This is a genomic window from Geodermatophilus poikilotrophus (assembly GCF_900111455.1).
Lineage (GTDB): Bacteria > Actinomycetota > Actinomycetes > Mycobacteriales > Geodermatophilaceae > Geodermatophilus > Geodermatophilus poikilotrophus.
This window is the reverse complement of the sequence record NZ_FOIE01000010.1, coordinates 39,621-59,090: the sequence shown is the minus strand read 5'-3', so window position 1 is coordinate 59,090 and position 19,470 is coordinate 39,621. Positions and strand designations below refer to the sequence as shown.

Sequence of the window (19,470 nt, the reverse complement as noted above, 5' to 3'; positions counted from 1 at the left end):
CTGATCACCGGGCGAGGAGCACCGGGTGAGCGGAGCGTCACTGCGCGCCTGACGCCGCCCACTCGGCCAGCCGCCGGTCCTGCTCCCCGGGACTGACGTCCTCGACCTTCGTCATGACCGCCCAGCGGTGGCCGAACGGGTCGTAGACGGAGGCGAAGCGGTCGCCGGTGACGAAGGTGGCCGGCTCCTCTCGCACCGTGGCGCCGCGCTCGACGGCGCGGGCGAACACCGCGTCGACGTCGGCGACGTAGACGCAGGTGGAGCTGCTCACCCGGTCCGCCTCCTGCCCGCTCGGGGCCACCAGACCGTAGGCGTCGTTGGGATCGCCGAGCTGCAGCCGGCCGAGGCCGAGGTCGAGCTCCGCGTGCACGACCGTGCCGTTGGGGCCGTCCATCCGCTGGACGACGGTGGCGCCGAAGACGTCGGCGTAGAAGCGGATCGCCTCGGCCGCGGGCGAGCAGACGAGGAACGGGGTCAGCGTGGTGTAGCCGTCGGGACGGCCGTCCGTGATCGCCATGTCCCCGAGCCTGCCTGGGCTCCGGCCGTGCCGTCTTGGACGAACGCGACAGGTCCGGCGAGCGGCCTGCTGCGGCCGGCCGAGACCGCCCGGGAGGTGGGTCTGCGCCGTGACGACCCGGTGTCCCCGGTGTTGGCCCCGTTCGTGGAGCGGTACGGGTCGGTGCGGTGGGACCGGACCGGCCGACCGCCGCACCGCTCCGAGGTGCTCAGCCACCCCGGCGTGGACCTGTCGGTGGAGTCCGGCTCCGAGCCGCGGTTCGGGCACCCGCTGCCCGCCGTCCTGGTGCACGGCGTCACGCCGCGTCGCTTCACCATCGACCTCGTCGGGACCGGCCGGGTGACCGCGGCCGAGTTCCGCCCGGGCGGCTGGGTCGCCCTCGGCGGCCGGTTCCCCGGCCGGGCCACGGCGACGCCGCTGGGCTCCGCCCTCGGCCTCGACGCCCCCCGGCTGCTCGACGCGGTGCTCGCCGTCGAGGACGACGGCGCCCGCGCGGCGGTGCTCGACGCGGCCCTCGCCCCACTGGCTCCGGACCCGCCCGCGGCGTACCAGGAGCTGCTCGCCCTGCTCGAGCGGATGGCCGCCGACCGGTCGCTGGTCCGCGTCGAGCAGGTGGCGGCGCTGGGTGCGATGAGCGTCCGGTCACTGCAGCGGCTGTTCGCGGGCTACGTCGGGCTGAGCCCCAAGGCGGTGCTCTCCCGGTACCGCCTGCAGGACGCCGCGGCGACGATCGACGCCGACGGGGTCGACGACCTGGCGGGCCTGGCGGCGTCCCTGGGCTGGTTCGACCAGGCCCACTTCAGCCGCGACTTCCGGGCCGTCACCGGCACGACGCCCTCGGCCTACCTGCGACGGGCCCACGCGGCCCGGGGCGCCGGCTGAGCCGGGTCAGACCACCGGCTGCGGCCCGTCGGCGGCGTCCGCCGGCGGTCGGGCCCCGGTCGCCTCGGCGTCGGCCCGCGCGAGCAGGACCACCCCGCGGCGCAGGACCTGCGGCGGCTGCGTGTAGGGCAGCCGCAGCCGATCGTCGAGGGCGTGGCCGGTGCCGAACAGCGGGCCGGCAGCCAGCCGCAGCCCCAGCCGCTCGGCCGCCGCGACCACCGCACGGGAACGCGGCGAGGGCAGCCCGCACCACAGCACCAGGCCGCCCGCCGGCGTGGGCACCCGCCAGTCGGGCAACCGCTGCCGCAGCTCGGTGGTCAGCACCCACCGACGCTCGCGCAGCTGCTCGCGCAGGGCGGTCAGCGACTCGTCGAGGCCGTCCAACAGCGCGCAGGCCGCGAGCTGCTCGACGACCGGCCCGGACATCGACGTCCGGACGGCCACCGAGGTCAGCCGGCGGACGACGTCGGCCTCGGCGCGTACCCACCCGACCCGCAGACCTCCCCACGCCACCTTGCTCAGCGTCCCCACGGAGAGGTGGCCGGCGCCGAAGGCGGCCAGCGGCGGCGGTGCCGTCGTGTCCAGCCCGAGCTCGGCGAACGTCTCGTCGACCACGGCCGGGGTGCCGGTGCGGCGCAGCGCCCGGGCCAGTCGCTCCCTGCCGGAGGCGTCGAGGAGGACGCCGGTCGGGTTCTGGAAGTCCGGCATCAGGTAGGCCGCCGCGGGCCGGACGGAGGACAGCGCACGCTCGGCGGCGTCCAGCCAGGCCGCGGGCTCGTCGAGGTCGAGCGCGACGGGGACGACGCGGGCGCCGAGAGCCCGGGCAGCCTGCAGGGCGTTGGGGTAGCTCGGCTGCTCGACCAGCACGCGCTGCCCGCGCCGCAGCAGCGCGGAGAACCCGATCGACACCCCGTGCAGCGCGCCGTTGGTGACCAGCACCTGCTCGGGGGTCGTGGGCAGGCCGCGGGCGGTGTAGCGCGCGGCGATCCGGGCCCGCAGGTCGGGCAGGCCGGCGGGGTGGTAGCCGTGGGAACCCAGGAAGCGGGGCAGCTCCTCGAGCGCCGCGGCCAGGGCGGCCGGGACGGCGGCGGGTGCCCCGGGTGCGGCGTGGGCGAGGTCGATGGCTCCGTCGTCCGCCGGCCCGGGCACCCACGCACCGCGGTGCGGCCCAGCGGGCAGGGCCGCGAACGTCCCGGCACCCTGGCGGGCGGTGGCCCACCCGTCCTCGCGCAGCCGGGTGTAGGCGGCGGTGACCGTGGCCCGGCTGACCGCCAGCGCCGTCGCCAGCTCCCGCTCCGCCGGCAGCCGCGTGCCCAGGGGCACCCGGCCGTCGGCGACGAGCCGGCGGATGCGCCCGGCCAGCGCCGCGTAGCGCGGCGGCCGGTCGGTGGCGAGGTCGCCGACGAGCACGGCCAGCGAGCGCGCGGACGTCGTCTCCATGCCACCTCCCGCGGATTGGCCTGTGGTCTGCAGGCCAATCGTGGCGGAGGATCGGGGCATGCACCAGTTCCTGACCGCCCGGCCGGCCCGCCGCCTCGTCCAGCTCTACGCGGGCCTGGTGCTCTACGCGGTGTCGATGGCCCTGCTCGTGCGCTCCGGCCTGGGCGTCATGCCGTGGGACGTGCTGCACCAGGGCCTGGCCCGCCAGCTGGGCTGGTCGCTCGGGGTCGTCACGATGGTCGTCGGCGCGCTGGTGCTCCTGGCCTGGGTCCCGCTCCGCGAGCGGCCGGGGCTGGGCACGGTGAGCAACGTCGTCGTCATCGGCCTGGCGCTGGACGCCGCGCTCGCCGTCCTGCCCGAGCCGTCGTCCCTCCCCGTCCGGGCCGTGCTCGTCGGCCTCGGCATCGCGCTCAACGCCGTCGCCACCGCCGCCTACGTCGGCGTGCACCTCGGCCCGGGTCCGCGCGACGGGCTGATGACCGGCCTGGTGCGCCGCAGCGGCCGCTCGGTGCGGCTGGTGCGCACCTCGATCGAGGTCGCGGTCGTCGCCGTCGGCTGGCTGCTCGGCGGCACGCTGGGCGTCGCCACCGTGCTGTACGCGCTGGCCATCGGCCCGCTCGTGCACGTGCTGCTCCCCCGGGTGTCGGTGGACCTCCCCCGCGCCCCGGCCCGCGTCAGCTGACCGGCCGCCGGCGCAGGCCCGCCTCCACCACGGGGACGACGGCCACCACGAGCACCGCCACCGCGACGACGCCGCCCAGCGCCCACGCGGCGAACACCAGCAGAGCGGCCAACTCGGTGACCAGGCCGGCGACCGAGGTGACCGTCGCCCGCCGGCTGCTGTCGATCCGCTCCTGCAACCGCGCCTCGGCGACCACGAGCACCGCCAGGTAAAGCCCGTAGGCGACCGCCACCAGGGCCAGCGCCGCCGGGCCGGGGACGACGGCCACCGCCCCGAGCAGCACGCCGGAGAGGAGCAGCAGCACCGACAGCGCGCGGTCGGGCAGCCGGTCGGCCCGGCCGCCCAGCGCGGCGCCGAGCGCCCCGGCCAGCGTGATGCCCAGGACGACGACCGGGACGGCGACCGTCGGCACCCCTCGGTCGCCGGCGAGCACCGGGAAGTACTCCTCCACCGCGTCCACCGCCCCGACCAGCGCGACCGCGAGCACGGTGAGCCGCAGCGCGGGGACGCGCACGGTCTCGGCCACGCCGCTGCGCAGGGTGCCGAGGAGCGACTCGCCGTCCGGTTCCCGGGCCGGCTCGGGGAACCGCAGGGCCAGCGCCGCCCAGGCGAGGCAGACCGCGGCACTGGCCCAGCCGACCAGCGGGTAGCCGCCGAGTGCGTAGAGCACGGCGGCCGCGGCCGCCGTCGGGACCTGGACGAGCAGCTCGGCCGACGTCATCCAGCCGTTGACCCGGGCGAAGCAGCCCTCGGCGCCCACCTCGGCCAGGCCGTCGTGGACCAACGCCTCGACCGCCCCGGACACCAGCGCGCCGGCCACGCCCCAGACGACGAAGCCGGCGAGGAAGCCGGAGAACTGCGGGGACACCGTCCACACCGCGAAGGCAGCCGCCTGCAGGACACCGGCCAGGACCAGCACACCCCGGCGGGACCACCGGTCGGCCAGCGCCCCGGCCGGCACCTCGGTGAGCACCGCGGTGACCGACCAGGCGGCGAACAGCAGCGAGACGTCGGCAGCGGAGAGCCCGGTGTCGAGGAACAGCAGCGCGTAGAGCGGGTAGAGCGGCACCAACTCCGACAGCGCGGTCCAGCCCACCGCCAGGCGGGCGAGCGGCCGGGCGGCGGGCGGCAGGGGCGTTCCGGCCGGGCGTCAACGGAAGGGCACGGCGCGGACCGTAGCGGGAGTCACCCCCGCCCGCAGCCGGTTTCCCGGCCGTGCTCGGCTAGGCTCTCCGGCCGAGAAGGGGAGTAGCCCCCCGTCCGCTGGTCGACACGCTGGCGCCTCCGGGTGCCCGGTCAGCGGGCCCACGCTCGGCCGTGGGTGGGCGAGACCTTCGACCGCAGTCGCCACCCACCGGCAGCTGCCGGTCGGAGGCTGTCCCCATCCGTCCGGCAGCGCCCTGACGGAAGTGAGAACCCCGTGTCCCTGACGGTCGTGCTGACCGCCTTCGTGCTCGTCCTGCCGGTCGAACTGCCGGACAAGACGCTGTTCGCCAGCCTGGTCCTGGCCACCCGCTTCCCGCCGCTGCCGGTGTTCGTCGGCGTCGGGACGGCGTTCGGCCTGCAGGTCGCCATCGCGGTCACCGCGGGCAGCCTGCTCTCCCTGCTGCCCGAGGCGCTGGTCAGCGGCGTGGTGGCGGTGCTGTTCCTGGTCGGTGCGGTGCTGCTCTGGCGCAGCGCGCAGGAGGGGCCGGAGGACGCCGCCGACGTGGCCGAGGGCAAGGAGGGCCGGTCGTTCCTCCAGGTCGCCGCCATCTCCTTCGGCGTGCTGTTCGCCGCCGAGTGGGGCGACCTCTCCCAGCTGGCCACCGCCGGGCTGGCCGCGCGCCTGGACGACCCGGTGTCGGTCTTCGCCGGCGCCTGGGCCGCGCTGCTCACCGTCTCCGGTCTGGCCGTCTTCCTCGGCACGAAGCTGGCCGACCGGCTGCCGGTGGCGCTGATCCGCCGGGTGGCCGCGGTGCTGTTCCTCGTCTTCGCCGTCGTCGCGGCGGTGGAGACGGTGCGCGCGCTCGCGGGCTGAGGGAGGGCACTAGGCCACTGCACGCCCGCTGGAGGGCGGCCTAGCGTCCCCCTCCACGGGGGAGGAACCGAGGAGGTCGCCGTGCCACTCATCCCCGACCTGCCGTGGACCGCCGAGGACGTCGGCGACGGCCCGGGCGTCGTCATGGTCACCCACCTGCACCTGCGCCGGTTCCGCGACATCCCGGCGTTCTTCCGCGACTCGCTGGCCATCAGGGCCCAGACCATGGCCGCCCCGGGCGCCCGCTCCCTGTACCTGCGGGCCCAGCCGCTGGCCCGCCACTTCACCACCGTGTCCTGGTGGGACGACGACGCGGCCGTGCACGCGTTCGTCCGCACCGACCCGCACCGCGCGGCGATGCGGCGCTGGCACGCGGGGATGCGGGAGTTCAGCAACCGGTCGCACCCCGGCACCGAGGGCGTCGTCCCCACGCTGGAGACGGCTGCTGCGCTGTCCGCGTGACCGATTCGGCCGCGGCTCGTCGCGGTGGCAGCATGGCCACCGATGGACACGGGCGGAGCGCAGCGACCGGCCGACCCCGCCGTGCAGGTGACCGACCTCGTCAAGCGCTACCCCGGCCGGCCGGTCAACGCCGTCGACGGGATCTCCTTCGCCGTGCAGCGCGGGGAGGTCTTCGGCCTGCTCGGCCCCAACGGCGCGGGCAAGACGACGACCATCGGCGTCCTCACCACGCGGGTGCTGCCCACCTCGGGCGCCGCCAGCGTCGCCGGGGTCGACGTCGCCGCCGACCCGGTCACCGCCCGCAGCCGGCTGTCGGTGGTGCCGCAGCGGCCCAACCTCGACCGCGCGCTCACCGCCCGGCAGAACCTGGTCTTCCACGCCGCCTACCACGGGGTGGGCCGGGCCGAGCGCAACCGCCGGGCCGATGCGCTGCTCGAGCAGCTGGGTCTGGGCGGGCGCGGCGGGGACAAGGTCGACGACTACTCCGGCGGGATGGCGCAGCGGCTGCTCATCGCCCGTGCGCTGATGCACGCCCCGCAGGTGGTCTTCCTCGACGAGCCGAGCACCGGGCTGGACCCGCAGGCCCGGCTGTTCGTGTGGGACCGGGTGCGGGAGCTGCGCGACGGTGGGATCACCGTCCTCCTCACCACGCACGACATGGACGAGGCCGCGACGCTCAGTGACCGGGTCGGGATCATGGACTCCGGCCGGCTGCTCGCCCTGGACACCCCCGCCGCGCTCACCCGGTCCCTGCCGGGCAGCGCCACGCTCGACATCGACGTCGAGCGCGCGCCCGAGGACACCGGTGAGGCCGTGCTGGCCGCGCTCGCCTCCCTGGCCGAGCGGGTCGAGCAGGTCGAGCAGGTCGCCGACGGCTCCGGGCTGCGCGCCCGCCTCTACCTCTCCGGGGACGCCGCGGCGCTGGTCGGCCCGGTGTCGGAGGCGTTGGCCGCCCGGCGCGCCCGGCTGACCGGGGTGCGCATCGGCGAGCCCAGCCTCGAGGACGTCTTCCTCAGCCTGACGGGACGGGAACTGCGATGAGCACGGACACGGCGGCACCGGGGCTGGTCGTCGAGGTCGGCGGCACCGCGCCGGGTCGGCCCGCCGTCGGCCGGGCGTTCCGCGCGCTGCTGTGGCGCGACGTGTTCGTCACCGGCCGCGAGCTGGTGCCCTTCCTGCTGCAGGTCGTGCTGCAGCCGGTGTTCCTGCTGTTCGTCTTCGGCAAGGTCCTCGTCGAGCTCGGCTTCGCCACCAGCCAGTACTCCGACGTGCTGCTGCCCGGCGTGATCGCGCTGACCGCCTTCCTCACCGCGCTGCAGAACACCGCCTTCCCGCTGGTCATCGACTTCTCCTTCACCAAGGAGATCGAGGACCGGCTGCTCGCGCCGCTGCCCACCGCGCTGGTCGCCGTCGAGAAGGTCGTGTTCGCGCTGCTGCGGGCACTGGTCGCCGCGGCGGTCATGTTCCCGATCAGCTGGTGGGTGCTCGGCACGCTGCCGGTGGAGTGGGGCGACCTGCCGGCGCTGACCGCGTTCCTCGTACTGGGTTCGCTGGTTGGCGCGGTGATGGGCATGACGCTCGGCACGTTCGTGAAGCCCAACCGGATCAACATCGTCTTCGCCGTCGTCCTGACGCCGGTGCTGTTCACCGGGTCCACCCAGTTCCCGTGGCAGGCGCTGGACACGCTGCGCTGGTTCCAGGTGGTCTGCGCGCTCAACCCGCTCACCTACGTCAGCGAGGCGCTGCGCGCCCAGATGGCGCCGGGTGTGCCGCACCTGCCGCTGTGGCTGTGCGCGGTGGCGCTGGCCGGCTTCCTCGTCGTCTTCGGGGTGACCAGCCTCATCGGGTTCCGCCGCCGAGCACTCGACTAGGGGGAGGACCCCCTGCCCCCGCCGCTCGCGGGCTCGCGGCGGGTCCCTGCAGGGGGCCGCGCCTATCCTCCTGACGTGGAGTTCCGGACGACGGTCGTGCAGAGCGGGAAGACGGCGACGGGGCTGCAGGTGCCCGACGACGTCGTCGCGGCCCTCGGCGGGGGCAGGCGGCCGCCGGTCACCGTCACCCTCGGCGGGTACGGCTACCGGACGACGGTCGCGCCGATGGGCGGGGCGTTCTGGATCCCGCTGGCCGCCGAGCACCGCGAGGCCGCCGGACTGCAGGCCGGGCAGGAGGTCGACGTCCGGGTGGAGCTGGACACCGCGCCGCGGGAGACCCCGCTTCCCGAGGACCTCGCCGCGGCGCTGGACGACGGCGCGCGGGCCTTCTTCGACGGCCTGGCCCCCTCGCACCGCAAGGAGTGGGTGCGCTGGGTCGAGGACGCCAAGAGACCCGAGACCCGCGCCGCCCGCGTCGAGAAGACCGCCGAGGCTCTGCGCGCGGGCCGCAGGACGCGCTGAGAGCAGACCCCCTCCCCGCCCCTCGCACGCTCGGGCGGTGCCCTGGAGGGGCCGAGGGGACCGGTGGTGCGCCGGCGACGTTGCTCAGCGCAGGGTCGGGATCCAGTCGGCCAGCGCCCGGCCGATCTCGTGCGGCGAGTCCTCGGGCACGAAGTGCGCACCGGGCACGGTCACCTCGGTCAGCGCCGTCCACTTGCGCACGAACGCCCGCGGCCGGCCGACCAGGATCGAGCCCGGGTCGGCGTTGACGAACAGCTTCGGGACGTCGCTGGTGCGCAGCCACTGGCCGTACCGGGCGACGACGTCGCGGACCTTCGGCGGCACGTTCTCGATCGGCAGCTGCCGAGGCCACTCCAGCGTGGGCCAGCGGTGCGCCGGATCGGTGAAGGGCTCGCGGTAGCGGGCGTGCGCCTCCGCGCTCAGGCCGCGGGCGACCGACGCCGGCAGGATCCGCTCGACGAACGCGTTCTTCTCCAGCACGGCGGCCTCACCGTCCGGTCCGCGCATGGTGCGGAAGATGCCCCGCGCGGCGGCCGGCCAGTCGGCCCAGGTCAGCGGGACGACCAGCGCCTCGGTGAAGGCGATGCCGCGGACCGCACCGGGGTGGCGGTGTGCCCAGTCGAAGCCCAGCGCGGAGCCCCAGTCGTGCAGCACGAAGGTGACCCGCTCGGTGGCGCCCACCGCCTCGAGGAACCGCTCCAGGAAACCGGCGTGGGCCGCGAACGAGTAGCTGCCGCGGGTCGGGTCGGGCAGCTTGTCCGACTCCCCCATGCCGATGAGGTCCGGCGCGAGACAGCGGCCGAGGTGCTGCACGTGCGGGATGACGTTGCGCCACAGGTAGGACGACGTGGGGTTGCCGTGCAGGAAGACGATCGGGTCGCCCTCCCCCGCCTCGACGTAGGCCATCTGCAGGTTGCCGTCGGCCCGGCGGTCGACCCGGACGCGCTGGCGGGGGAACGGGTCGTCGGGCGAGACGTCGGCGGCCATGCTGCGATCCTCACCCATCTCCCGGCGGCGCACCGCTCGGGGTGGGGAGGCCGGCCGCCTGCCGCGCGGCGTCCTCGATGCGCTCCCGGAAGGCCGCCCACTCGGCCGCGCTGCGCTCGGGCAGGTTGTCCCCCGGAGAGCTCACCCCGGCCGACCCGTCGATCAGCTCGCGGAGGACGTCGGCGTGCCCGGCGTGCCGGGCGACCTCCACGCCCACGTGCACGAGCACCGTGTGCAGGGTCGGGTGCCGGCGCTCCTCACCCCACCAGGGCACCGTGCCGGTGGCGTCGAGCGCCAGCTCCTCGATCGTCGCGTCGGCGTGCGCGGCGGAGAACGCGTAGATCTCGAGGACGTCGGCGCGGGTCTCCTCCGGCGCCGCCCACATGTCGGCGTCCTGCTCGCCCCCGTCGTCCCACGGGTAGGACCGCCCACTCGGCCGGCCGAACACCTCACCGAAGTAGCCCAGCTGCACGTACGAGACGTGCTTGACCAGGCCGAGCAGGTTGGTGCCGGTGGGCGTCATCGGCCGCCGGACGTCGTACTCCCCCAGGCCGTCGAGCTTGGTGAGCAGGTCGGCCCGGCGGGCGCGCAGGTACTCGAGCAGGGCCCTCTTCTCGTCCATGCCGGCACCCTGCCGCACCCGGGTGGCATCGAGCTTGACCCTGACGCCACGTCAGGCTGTGCACTCGTCCCCGTCAGGGAGGAGGAGCCGGTGAACGTGGGTCAGGTCGCAGCGCTGGCCGGGGTGACGGTGCGCACGCTGCACCACTACGACCGGATCGGGCTGCTGTCGCCGTCCGGCCGGACGGCGGCGGGGTACCGGCGGTACGCGCCGTCGGACCTCGACCGGTTGCACCAGGTGCTGGTCTACCGCGAGCTCGGGTTCCCCCTCGAGGAGGTCGCGACCCTGCTCGACGACCCCGCCGCCGACCCGGCCGAGCACCTGCGCCGGCAGCACCGGCTGCTGCTCGACCGGATGGAGCGGACGCGGGCCATGGTCGCGGCCGTCGAGAAGGAGATGGAGGCACGGCACATGGGGATCTCGCTGACCCCGGAGGAGCGGTTCGAGCTGTTCGGCGACTGGCTGCCCGAGGAGTACGAGGCGGAGGCCGAGGAGCGCTGGGGGGACACGGAGGCGTGGGCGCAGTCCCAGCGGCGCACCCGCAGCTACACCAAGGAGGACTGGGTCCGGGTCAAGGCCGAGGGCGAGGACGTCGAGCGGCGCTTCGCCGAGGCCCTGCACTCGGGCGTCCCCGCGGACTCCGAGCAGGCGATGGACGTCGCGGAGGAGCACCGGCAGCAGATCAGCCGCAACTTCTACGACTGCCCGCCCGAGATGCACGCCGGCCTGGGCCGGATGTACGTCGAGGACGAGCGGTTCACCGCCCACTACGAGCAGGTCGCCCCGGGCCTCGCGCAGTACGTGAGCACCGCCGTCCAGGCCAACGCCGCCCGCCAGGGGGGCTGAGGGAGGACCGGGCGAGTTCGGCGGTCCGGCCCGGTTGCGGGCGCGGACCCGGGCGAGATCGGCGATCTCGCCGCCCGACAGCTCCGCGAGGGCTCGGGGGCCGGGCACCGGCAGACTGTGGCCGTGCCCGAGCAGCCGGAACTGACCATCCAGGGGTGGGGTCCCCGCGACGCGACGGGGACCCGGGCGGAGGACGGCGACGCCGGTGGGGTCGAGGCGTCCGCCTTCCCCGACCTGGCCGAGGTGCTGCCCAAGGCCGCCCGCCGGCACCTGTCCCGCGAGCTGGGCTGGACCCCGCGGCGCACCCCACCGGTGCCGGTGACGCAGATCCGGCTGGCGCCCTCCCGGCTGGCGGAGGACGGCCGGCTGCGGCTGGCCGAGCTGCTCGGCGAGGAGCACGTGAGCACCGACCGGGAGGCGCGGCTGCGGCACGCCGGCGGCAAGAGCTACCTGGACCTGCTGCGTCGGCGGGAGGGTGACGCCTCCGACGCCCCGGACGCCGTCGTCCGGCCCGGCAGCACCGCGGAGACCGCCGCCCTGCTGGCGCTGTGCAGCGAGCTCGGCGTGGTCGCGGTCCCCTTCGGCGGCGGCACGAGCGTGGTCGGCGGACTGTCGGGCGTCGACGCCGACGACCGGCCCTCGATCTCGGTCGACCTGGGCCGGATGACCTCGGTGCACGCCCTCGACGTCGCGTCGTCCCTGGTCACCGTCGGGCCGGGCGTGCGCGGTCCGACGCTGGAGGAGCACCTGGAGCGGCACGGCCTGAGCCTCGGCCACCTGCCGCAGAGCTGGGAGTTCGCCACCATGGGCGGCTACGCGGCCACCCGCTCGGCGGGCCAGGCGTCCACCGGCGTCGGCCGCTTCGACGACCTGGTCGCGGGGCTCACGCTGGCCACCCCCTCCGGGGTGCTCGAGCTCGGGTCGCCGCCGGCGTCGGCGGCCGGCCCGGACCTGCTCGGCCTGGCCCTGGGATCGGAGGGGGCGCTCGGCGTCATCACCGAGCTGACGCTGCGGGTGCGGCCCGAGCCGCGGACGCGGCACTACGAGGGCTGGTCCTTCCGGTCATGGGAGGCGGGGCTGGCCGGGCTGCAGCGGATGGCCCGGCACGACCTGCTGCCGGACGTCGTCCGGCTGTCGGACCCCGACGAGACCCGGGCCGAGCTGCTCGACGGCTCCCGCGCGGGGGCGTCGCTGCTCCGCGGCTCGCTGCGGCTGCGCCGGCGGGCTGCGGGCTGCCTGCTCGTCGTCGGCTGGGAGGGGCTGCCGGCGGCGGTGCGCGCGCGGCGGCGGGCGGCGGCCTCCGTGCTGCGCGGGGCCGGGGCCGTGCGGCTGGGCCGGCGCGTCGGAGAGGCCTGGCGCAGGCACCGCTACGCCGCGCCCTACACCCGCGACAGCCTGCTGGACGCCGGACTGCTGGTCGAGACGCTGGAGACCGCGGCCACCTGGACCGCGCTGCCCACCGTGCACGACGCCGTCCGCGGGGCGCTGCGCGAGGCGCTGGGGCGGCGCGGGAAGCGGCCGCTGGTGATGAGCCACGTCTCGCACGTCTACGCGACCGGCGCCTCACTGTACGTCACCGTGCTCGCCGACCGGGACGACGCGCTGCCCATCCAGCAGTGGCTCTCGGCCAAGCGCGCCGCGACCGACGCGCTGCTGTCCGCAGGCGGCACGCTGACCCACCACCACGCCGTCGGGGCCGACCACCGTCCCTGGCTGGAGCGCGAGGTGGGCCCGCTGGGCGTGGAGGTGCTGCGCGCGGTCAAGCAGCGGCTCGACCCGCGGAACGTCTGCAACCCGGGCGTCCTGCTGCCCGACTGAGCCGTTCCGCGACGATCACCGGATCACCACTGCGAGCCGCACGGCTGCTCGGACGCCGCTCACGGCAGCTGCACCGTCGTCGTCACCCGCGCCAGGCTCGGCCGCGGCGGCACCGAGCCGAACCCGAAGGTGACCGGCGGGTGCACCGGGGCCAGCGCGCCCAGCGGCTCGCCGTCCCAGCTGGCGTCGAGCGCGGTGACCAGGTGCAGGTCCTGCACGCCGTACCACTCGGTGCGGCCGTTGCCGGCCGAGCCGGTGGTGCGCAGGCCGGTCAGCAGCCGCGCCGGCCGGTCCAGCAGGCCCACCCAGACCGGGGTGCGGGCCAGCGGCGGCGGGACGGCGCGCAGCAGCCGGCCCAGCGGCGGACGGCGGCCGGTCGTGACCCGCAGCCGCAGCGGGCCGGCCGTCACCGCCCAGGTCCGCGGGTCCGGCCGCTGCACCACCACCGGCACCAGCCGCACCTCGTCGAAGGCGTAGGTGGCGGCGACGAAGTCCGCGGCATCCCGGGTGGGGGCCAGCAACAGCCGGGCGCCGTCCGGTCGCTGCACCATGACGTCGGACAGCGGCCCCAGCGGCGAGCGGGGCCAGTGCCCGACGACGACGCGGGTACCCGACGCGGTGCCGGCCCCGAGGATCCAGCCGTCGAACCGCAGCCGCCGGGCCACCCGCGTCACAGGGTGGTGGCGCGGCCGCCGTCCACCGGGATGACCGCGCCGGTGACGTAGGCACCGGCCCGGCTGGCCAGGTACACGACGACGCCGGCCATGTCGTCGGGCCGGCCGATCCGCCCGAGCGGGGACGACGCGGCGATCTCGTCGCCGTGGGCGGCCAGGGTGGCGGCCATCATCTTGGACTCGAACGGCCCCGGGGCGACGGCGTTCACCGTGACCCGCTTCGGCCCCAGTTCCTTGGCCAGGACCCGGGTGAGGTGGTGCACGCCGGCCTTGCTCGCCGAGTAGGAGTAGGTCGGCAGGGACGGCGCGTGCAGCCCGTCGATGCTGCCGACGTTGACCACCCGGGCCGGGTCGTCCTCGGTGCCCGCGGCCTCCAGCAGCGGCAGGAAGGCGCGGGTGAGGAAGAACGGCGCCTTGAGGTTGAGGTCGAGCACCTTGTCCCAGGCCGAGGCCGGGAAGGTCCCGAACGGCTCGCCCCAGGTGGCGCCGGCGTTGTTGACCAGCACGTGCAGCCGCTCCTCGCGGCGGCCCACCTCCGCGGCCAACCGGAGGCACTCGGCCTCGGTGGAGACGTCCGCCGGGATCGACTCGACCGTGCCGAACCGCGACAGCTCCGCGACGGCCTGCTCGCCGGCCTCGGCCTTGCGGGAGCTGATGTAGACCGACGCGCCGGCCTGCAGCAGCCCGCGGGCCATCATCAGGCCGATGCCGCGGGTGCCGCCGGTGACGACGGCGACCTTCCCGGTGAGGTCGAACAGGTGCACGGGCTGTCTCCTCGACGTCGTGGGGACGTCGTCGGCCCCCGGCCGGAGCACCGTATCCAGCGACCGGGACACCTCGTGTGCCAGCCTCGGCGCATGATCGCACCCGCCGCCGTCCGAGGCGCCACCAGCGAGGTCGGGCCGCTGCGGACCGTGCTGCTGCACCGGCCGGGAGCCGAGCTGCGCCGGCTCACGCCCCGCAACAACGACCAGCTGCTCTTCGACGGCGTCCCGTGGGTGCGCCGGGCGCAGGAGGAGCACGACGCCTTCGCCGCCGAGCTCGGCAGCCGCGGCGTGGAGGTGCTGTACCTCGACCGGCTGCTGGCCGAGGTCCTCGCCGACCCCGCAGCCCGCGCGGAACTGATCACGGCCGCCGTCGACGACCCGCGGCTGGGCGCGACGCTCAAGCGCACCGCCGCCGCGCACCTGGCCGACCTCTCCCCCGAGGACCTAGCCCGCGCGCTGGTGGCCGGGGTGGCACACGACGAGCTGCCCGGCGCCCGCGGCCTGTCCTGGGAGCTCATGGCCCGCGGCGACTTCGTCGTCCCCCCGCTGCCCAACCTGCTGTTCACCCGCGACTCGTCGGTGTGGGTGGGCGACCAGGTCGCGGTGACCTCGCTGGCGATGCCGGCGCGGCACCGGGAGAGCACGATCACCGCCGCGGTCTACGCCCACCACCCGCGCTTCGCCGGCGCCGAGCAGCTCTACGACGCCTCGCTGGAGCACCTCGAGGGCGGTGACGTGCTGCTGCTGGCGCCCGGCGTGGTCGCGGTCGGCGTCGGCGAGCGGACCACGCCCGGCGGCGCGGAGCGGCTGGCCCGGCGGGTGTTCGCCCGCGGCCTGGCGCACACGGTGCTCGTCGTCCCGATCGCCCAGCAGCGGGCGACCATGCACCTGGACACCATCGCCACGATGGTCGACGTCGACGCCATGGTCGTGTACCCCGCCGTCGCCTCCTCGCTGGTGGCCTGGACGGTCACCGCCGATGTGACGCCGGACGACGACGACACCACCGACCTCGTCGTCCGCGGCCCGGCGCCGTTCCTCGAGGCCGCGGCCGCCGCGATGGGCATCGACCGGCTGCGGGTGATCGACACCGGCCTGGACCCGGTGACCGCCGAGCGCGAGCAGTGGGACGACGGCAACAACACCCTCGCGCTGGCCCCGCGGCTGGCGGTGGCCTACGAGCGCAACACCGTCACCAACGCCGCGCTCGAGGCGGCCGGCATCGAGGTCGTGCGGATCTCCGGCTCCGAGCTCGGCAGCGGCCGCGGAGGGCCGAGGTGCATGTCCTGCCCCGTCCGCCGCGACCCGCTCTGACCGGACCTCACGGACCGCAGGGGTCCACCCGTGCAGAGTCGTGCTCTGCCCACCACGGTGGGCAGAGCACGACTCCCCGCAGGTCGGCGGCCCTTCTGCAGGGTCCCGCCACGAGCCTGCGAGCGGCGGGGGCAGAGGGTCCTCCCGCTAGAGCCCCTGGGCCAGGCGGTGGTAGGCCGCGCCCCAGCGCAGCTCCTTCGCCAGCGAACGCCGCGTGGTGTCGGCGTCGATGAGCACCAGCTCTGTCGCGAAGACCTCGGCCAGGTCGGTGAGCTCGTCGGCGCCGACCGCGGTCGACAGCACCGTGTGGTGCGGCCCGCCCGCGGTCAGCCAGCCCTCGGTCGCCGTCTCGAAGTCCGGCCGCGGCTGCCACACCGCACGGGCCACCGGCAGGTTGGGCAACGGCTCGTCGGGCTCCACGACGTCGACCTCGTTGGCCACCCAACGGAAGCGGTCGCCCAGGTCGCACCAGCCGACGACGACGCCCTCGCCCGGCGCCGCGGTGAACACCAGCCGTGCCGGGTCCTCGCGGCCGCCGATGGCAAGCGGGTGCACCTCCACCCGCGGCCGGTCGCCCGCGATGGTGGGGCAGACCTCCAGCATGTGGGCACCGAGGATCTTCGGCGTCCCGGCGAGGTCGTAGGTGTAGTCCTCCATGAACGAGGTGCCTCCGGGCAGCCCGGCCGCGGCCACCTTGAGGGTGCGCAGCAGCGCCGCGGTCTTCCAGTCGCCCTCGCCACCGAAGCCGTAGCCGTCGGCCATCAGCCGCTGGACGGCGAGCCCGGGGAGCTGGCGCAGCCCGCCGAGGTCCTCGAAGTTCGTGGTGAACGCCGTGAACCCGCCGTCCTCCAGGAAGCTGCGCAGCGCCGCCTCGATGCGGGCCTGGTAGCGCACCGCCTCGTGCTGCGGCCCGCCCGGGCGGGCGCCGTCGGCGAACTCGTACAGGTCGCCGTACTCCTCGACGAGGGCGTCGACGGCCTTGTCGTCCACGGCGTCCACCACGGCGACGAGGTCGTTGACGCCCCAGGTGTTCACCGACATGCCGAAGCGGATCTCGGCCTCGACCTTGTCCCCCTCGGTCACCGCGACGTCGCGCATGTTGTCCCCGAAGCGGGCCAGCCGCAGCGACCGGGCCGCGGCCGCCGCCGTGGCCGCCCGCGCCCACGAGCCGACCCGCGAGCGCACCCGCGGGTTGGACACGTGGCCGGCGACCGTCGTCCGCGGCATCCGCAGCCGGGTCAGCACGAACCCGTACTCCCGGTCGCCGTGCGCGGCCTGGTTGAGGTTCATGAAGTCCATGTCGATCGTCGCCCACGGCAGGGCGGCGTCGGCCTGGGTGTGCAGGTGCAGCAGCGGCTTGCGCAGCGCGTCCAGCCCGCTGATCCACATCTTCGCGGGCGAGAAGGTGTGCATCCAGGTGACGACGCCGACGCAGGCCGGGTCCTCGTTGGCCTCGCCCATGGCCCGCCGGATGGCGGCGGCGTCGGTGAGCACCGGCTTCCACACCACCCGGACGGGCACCTCGGCGGCCTCGTCGAGCGCCGCGGCGACCCGCTGCGACTGCTCGGCGACCTGCTGCAGGGTCTCCTCGCCGTACAGCCCCTGGCTGCCGGTCAGGAACCAGACCTCGTGCCCCTCGAAGGGGTCGGCGACCACGATGGGACCTCTCCTCACTGTCCGTAGACGTTCTGGTAGCGGGCGTACAGCGAGTCGATGTCCGACTGCGCGATGGGCAGGGGCTCGCCGAGCTGGCGGGACAGGTGCACCGTGCGGGCGACGTCCTCGGTCATGACCGCGGCCTTGACCGCCGCCTTGGCCGACGGGCCGATCGTGAAGACGCCGTGGTTCTGCATGAGGACGGCGGGCGAGCGCGAGTCGCGCAGTGTCTCGACGATGCCGCGGCCGATCGAGTCGTCGCCGATGAGCGCGAACGGGCCGATCGGGATGGGTCCGCCGAACTCGTCGGCCATCGCGGTGAGCACGCACGGGACCGGCTCGGCCCGCGCTGCCCAGGCCGTGGCGTACGGGCTGTGCGTGTGCACCTGCCCGTTGACCTGCGGCATGTGCCGGTAGACGTAGGCGTGCGCGTCGGTGTCGCTGGAGGGCCGCTTGACCCCGTCGACGGCGTTGCCGTCGAGGTCGCAGACGGTTATGCCCTCCCACGTCAGCTCGTCGTAGAGGACGCCGCTGCCCTTGATGACGAACAGGTCCTCGCCGGGCACCCGCTCGGAGACGTTGCCGGAGGTCCAGGTGACCAGCTGGTTGCGGGTCAGCTCGGCGTGCAGGGCGGCGACGTGCTCCCGCTGCGCGCGATGGGTACCCCGCTCGGTGCGGGGCTGGGTGGTGGTCATGCCGGCTGCTCCTCGGGACGGGCGGCGGTCGTGGTCTCGGCGTCGGCGATCCGCGGGTGGCCGATCCCCACGTGGTCCACGGCGGCCCGCTCGACCGGCAGCCCGGCGACGTACCGCTGCATGAACGCGTCGAAGCCGGCGACGTCGGCCGGCTCGGGCTGAGCGGTCTGCAGGCTGGTGCCGGTGAAGACCGTCGTGTCCAGGTAGTCGGCCAGGTCCTGCCCCGGCGAGCGGCGGGTGGCGAACGCAGCCAGGACGGCGATCCCCCAGGCGCCGCCCTCGGCAGCGACGTCCCCCACGGACACCGGGGTGTCGATCGCGGCGGCCAGGAAGCGTTGGGCCACGCCCTTGGTCCGGAACAGGCCGCCGTGCGCGAACATCCGGTCGAGCCGCACGCCCTCGGCCTTCTGCAGGACGTCCATGCCGATCCGCAGCGTGGCGAGGGACGCGAACAGGTGCGTCCGCATGAAGGTGGCGAGGTCGAACCTGCTGTCCGGCGACCGCACGAACAGCGGCCGCCCCTCCTCGAGGTCGGTGATCGGCTCTCCGGAGAGGTAGTTGTAGGCCAGCATCCCCCCGCCGTCGCCGGCACCACCGAGCGCGGCGGAGAACAGGATCTCGAAGACCGCCGACGGGTCCACCTCGGGATCCAGCGCCCGGGCGAACTCGGTGAACAGACCGGCCCAGGCGTTCAGCTCACTGGCCCCGTTGTTGCAGTGCACCATCGCCACCGGGTCGCCGGCCGGCGTGGTCACGAGGTCCAGTTCGCGGTGCGCCCGGGTGAGTTCGCGCTCGAGCACGACCATGGCGAAGATGCTCGTCCCGGCCGAGACGTTGCCGGTGCGCGGAGCGACCGAGTTGGTGGCGACCATCCCCGTGCCCGCGTCACCCTCGGGTGGGCACAGCGGGATGCCGGGACGCAGCCGCCCGGTCGGGTCGAGCAGCTCAGCGCCCGCCTCGGTGAGCTCGCCGGCCGGCTGGCCGGCGGACGCGATCCTGGGCAGCAGGTCCGCGAGTGTCAGCTCGACCCCGGCCTCGGCAGCCAGCTGGTCGAACCGGTCCAGCATCGGAGCGGAGTAACCGCCGGTGCCGACGTCGATCGGGAACACGCCGCTGGCATCGCCGATGCCGAGGACCCTCTCGCCGGTGAGCTGCCAGTGCACGTAGCCGGCCAGGGTGGTCAGGTGGTCGAGCCGGCCCAGGTGGTCCTCGCGGTCCAGGATCGCCTGGTAGAGGTGCGCGATGCTCCACCGGTGCGGGATGTTGACGCCGAACTCCGCGCTGAGCCGCTCGGCTGATCGACCCGTGTTCGTGTTGCGCCAGGTGCGGAACGGCGTGAGCAGCTCACCGTCGACGCCGAACGCCAGGTAGCCGTGCATCATCGCCGACACGCCGAGCGCGCCGACCGTCGACAGCTCGACCCCGTGGCGTTGCCGCACGTCGTCCGCCAGAGCCGCGAAGCTCTGCTGCACCCCCGCCCACACGGCCTCCAGCGAGTACGTCCACCGCCGCTCGACGAACTGGTTCTCCCAGTCGTGGCTGCCGACCGCGAGCGGAGCGTGGTCCGGGCCGATGAGCACTGCCTTGATCCGGGTCGATCCCAGCTCGATCCCCAGGGCCGTGCGACCTCCGGTGATCGCCTCGCCGGCATCCGTCGTCATCTCTCGCGGCCCTCTCGCTCCAGGATGGTCCTCC

General features: G+C 75.1%; 20 protein-coding genes. 10 read left to right on the top strand and 10 right to left on the bottom strand.

Annotated features, from left to right (window positions below; translation table 11 throughout):
• Nucleotides 1-37 precede the first annotated feature (37 nt).
• Entirely contained in the window at nt 38-517 is a 480-nt protein-coding gene (locus BMW27_RS20585; RefSeq protein WP_091447838.1) for a VOC family protein, read from the bottom strand.
• A 27-nt stretch (nt 518-544) separates the two neighbouring features.
• Here BMW27_RS20585 and BMW27_RS20580 point away from each other — a divergent pair, with 27 nt between their 5' ends.
• Entirely contained in the window at nt 545-1,399 is an 855-nt protein-coding gene (locus BMW27_RS20580) for a helix-turn-helix domain-containing protein (RefSeq protein WP_139206948.1), read from the top strand.
• Nucleotides 1,400-1,405: 6 nt separating this feature from the next.
• Here BMW27_RS20580 and yczR read toward each other — a convergent pair whose 3' ends face one another.
• On the bottom strand, nt 1,406-2,839 hold the full coding sequence (gene yczR, locus BMW27_RS20575) for a MocR-like transcription factor YczR (RefSeq protein ID WP_091447835.1): 1,434 nt from the start codon (nt 2,837-2,839) through the stop codon (nt 1,406-1,408).
• 58 nt (nt 2,840-2,897) lie between these two features.
• Between yczR and yczE the strand changes: the two genes are divergently transcribed.
• Nucleotides 2,898-3,521, top strand: coding sequence for a membrane protein YczE (yczE, locus tag BMW27_RS20570; RefSeq protein WP_091447833.1), 624 nt, complete (start codon nt 2,898-2,900; stop codon nt 3,519-3,521).
• Here the strand turns inward: yczE and BMW27_RS20565 are convergent.
• Nucleotides 3,514-4,590, bottom strand: coding sequence for an MFS transporter (locus tag BMW27_RS20565; protein WP_245743766.1), 1,077 nt, complete (start codon nt 4,588-4,590; stop codon nt 3,514-3,516). The genes yczE and BMW27_RS20565 overlap by 8 nt on opposite strands.
• Before the next feature lie 351 nt (nt 4,591-4,941).
• On the opposite strand from BMW27_RS20565, the gene BMW27_RS20560 reads away from it, so the two are divergent.
• From BMW27_RS20560 to BMW27_RS20540, 5 genes are all read left to right on the top strand, one after another.
• Nucleotides 4,942-5,541: a TMEM165/GDT1 family protein gene (locus BMW27_RS20560; protein WP_091447830.1), complete on the top strand. Its 600-nt coding sequence runs from the start codon at nt 4,942-4,944 to the stop codon at nt 5,539-5,541.
• 81 nt (nt 5,542-5,622) lie between these two features.
• The gene (locus BMW27_RS20555; RefSeq protein ID WP_091447829.1) at nt 5,623-6,003 is read left to right on the top strand and encodes an antibiotic biosynthesis monooxygenase; all 381 of its coding nucleotides are present in this window, start codon (nt 5,623-5,625) and stop codon (nt 6,001-6,003) included.
• 42 nt (nt 6,004-6,045) lie between these two features.
• Nucleotides 6,046-7,044 carry an ABC transporter ATP-binding protein gene (locus tag BMW27_RS20550; protein WP_091447827.1) on the top strand — a complete coding sequence of 333 codons (999 nt, stop codon included), beginning with the start codon at nt 6,046-6,048 and terminating at the stop codon, nt 7,042-7,044.
• Nucleotides 7,041-7,874: an ABC transporter permease gene (locus BMW27_RS20545; protein WP_091447826.1), complete on the top strand. Its 834-nt coding sequence runs from the start codon at nt 7,041-7,043 to the stop codon at nt 7,872-7,874. Before BMW27_RS20550 ends, BMW27_RS20545 begins: the two co-directional genes overlap by 4 nt.
• 75 nt (nt 7,875-7,949) lie before the next feature.
• Nucleotides 7,950-8,396: a YdeI/OmpD-associated family protein gene (locus BMW27_RS20540; protein WP_091447824.1), complete on the top strand. Its 447-nt coding sequence runs from the start codon at nt 7,950-7,952 to the stop codon at nt 8,394-8,396.
• Between the two features lie 84 nt (nt 8,397-8,480).
• Here BMW27_RS20540 and BMW27_RS20535 read toward each other — a convergent pair whose 3' ends face one another.
• Together BMW27_RS20535 and BMW27_RS20530 are read right to left on the bottom strand one after the other, a co-directional pair.
• Nucleotides 8,481-9,383, bottom strand: a complete 903-nt coding sequence (locus BMW27_RS20535) for a haloalkane dehalogenase (RefSeq protein ID WP_091447822.1) — start codon at nt 9,381-9,383, stop codon at nt 8,481-8,483.
• A 10-nt stretch (nt 9,384-9,393) separates the two neighbouring features.
• On the bottom strand, nt 9,394-10,005 hold the full coding sequence (locus BMW27_RS20530; RefSeq protein ID WP_091448074.1) for a DinB family protein: 612 nt from the start codon (nt 10,003-10,005) through the stop codon (nt 9,394-9,396).
• A gap of 90 nt (nt 10,006-10,095) precedes the next feature.
• Between BMW27_RS20530 and BMW27_RS20525 the strand changes: the two genes are divergently transcribed.
• Both BMW27_RS20525 and BMW27_RS20520 read left to right on the top strand, forming a co-directional pair.
• Nucleotides 10,096-10,851, top strand: a complete 756-nt coding sequence (locus BMW27_RS20525; protein ID WP_091447821.1) for a MerR family transcriptional regulator — start codon at nt 10,096-10,098, stop codon at nt 10,849-10,851.
• Nucleotides 10,852-10,974: 123 nt separating this feature from the next.
• Nucleotides 10,975-12,669, top strand: a complete 1,695-nt coding sequence (locus tag BMW27_RS20520; protein ID WP_091448072.1) for an FAD-binding oxidoreductase — start codon at nt 10,975-10,977, stop codon at nt 12,667-12,669.
• 59 nt (nt 12,670-12,728) lie between these two features.
• On the opposite strand, the gene BMW27_RS20515 is transcribed toward BMW27_RS20520, so the two are convergent.
• Nucleotides 12,729-13,334 (bottom strand): hypothetical protein, encoded by a 606-nt coding sequence (locus BMW27_RS20515; protein WP_091448070.1) that lies wholly within the window; start codon nt 13,332-13,334, stop codon nt 12,729-12,731.
• Between the two features lie 5 nt (nt 13,335-13,339).
• A complete protein-coding gene (locus BMW27_RS20510) occupies nt 13,340-14,107 on the bottom strand; it encodes an SDR family oxidoreductase (protein ID WP_091447819.1) in 768 nt (255 codons plus the stop codon).
• Between the two features lie 93 nt (nt 14,108-14,200).
• Between BMW27_RS20510 and BMW27_RS20505 the strand changes: the two genes are divergently transcribed.
• Nucleotides 14,201-15,424 (top strand): arginine deiminase, encoded by a 1,224-nt coding sequence (locus BMW27_RS20505; RefSeq protein ID WP_091447818.1) that lies wholly within the window; start codon nt 14,201-14,203, stop codon nt 15,422-15,424.
• A gap of 147 nt (nt 15,425-15,571) precedes the next feature.
• Here the strand turns inward: BMW27_RS20505 and araA are convergent, their stop codons facing one another.
• From araA to BMW27_RS20490, 3 genes are read right to left on the bottom strand one after another with little or no spacing between them, the layout of a single operon-like run.
• On the bottom strand, nt 15,572-17,080 hold the full coding sequence (gene araA, locus BMW27_RS20500) for an L-arabinose isomerase (RefSeq protein WP_091447816.1): 1,509 nt from the start codon (nt 17,078-17,080) through the stop codon (nt 15,572-15,574).
• A gap of 14 nt (nt 17,081-17,094) precedes the next feature.
• Nucleotides 17,095-17,775, bottom strand: coding sequence for an L-ribulose-5-phosphate 4-epimerase (locus tag BMW27_RS20495; protein ID WP_091447814.1), 681 nt, complete (start codon nt 17,773-17,775; stop codon nt 17,095-17,097).
• Entirely contained in the window at nt 17,772-19,436 is a 1,665-nt protein-coding gene (locus tag BMW27_RS20490; protein ID WP_245743765.1) for a xylulokinase, read from the bottom strand. The genes BMW27_RS20495 and BMW27_RS20490 overlap by 4 nt, the downstream gene beginning before the upstream one ends.
• Nucleotides 19,437-19,470 lie beyond the last annotated feature (34 nt).

Bases quoted from the DNA above. Each gene is read 5' to 3' on its own strand.
- BMW27_RS20505 (WP_091447818.1), top strand. From the start codon at position 14,201: ATGATCGCACCCGCCGCCGTCCGAGGCGCCACCAGCGAGGTCGGGCCG.
- yczR (WP_091447835.1), bottom strand. From the start codon at position 2,839: ATGGAGACGACGTCCGCGCGCTCGCTGGCCGTGCTCGTCGGCGACCTC.
- yczE (WP_091447833.1), top strand. From the start codon at position 2,898: ATGCACCAGTTCCTGACCGCCCGGCCGGCCCGCCGCCTCGTCCAGCTC.
- BMW27_RS20550 (WP_091447827.1), top strand. From the start codon at position 6,046: ATGGACACGGGCGGAGCGCAGCGACCGGCCGACCCCGCCGTGCAGGTG.
- BMW27_RS20490 (WP_245743765.1), bottom strand. From the start codon at position 19,436: ATGACGACGGATGCCGGCGAGGCGATCACCGGAGGTCGCACGGCCCTG.
- BMW27_RS20585 (WP_091447838.1), bottom strand. From the start codon at position 517: ATGGCGATCACGGACGGCCGTCCCGACGGCTACACCACGCTGACCCCG.
- BMW27_RS20535 (WP_091447822.1), bottom strand. From the start codon at position 9,383: ATGGCCGCCGACGTCTCGCCCGACGACCCGTTCCCCCGCCAGCGCGTC.
- BMW27_RS20530 (WP_091448074.1), bottom strand. From the start codon at position 10,005: ATGGACGAGAAGAGGGCCCTGCTCGAGTACCTGCGCGCCCGCCGGGCC.
- BMW27_RS20495 (WP_091447814.1), bottom strand. From the start codon at position 17,775: ATGACCACCACCCAGCCCCGCACCGAGCGGGGTACCCATCGCGCGCAG.
- BMW27_RS20545 (WP_091447826.1), top strand. From the start codon at position 7,041: ATGAGCACGGACACGGCGGCACCGGGGCTGGTCGTCGAGGTCGGCGGC.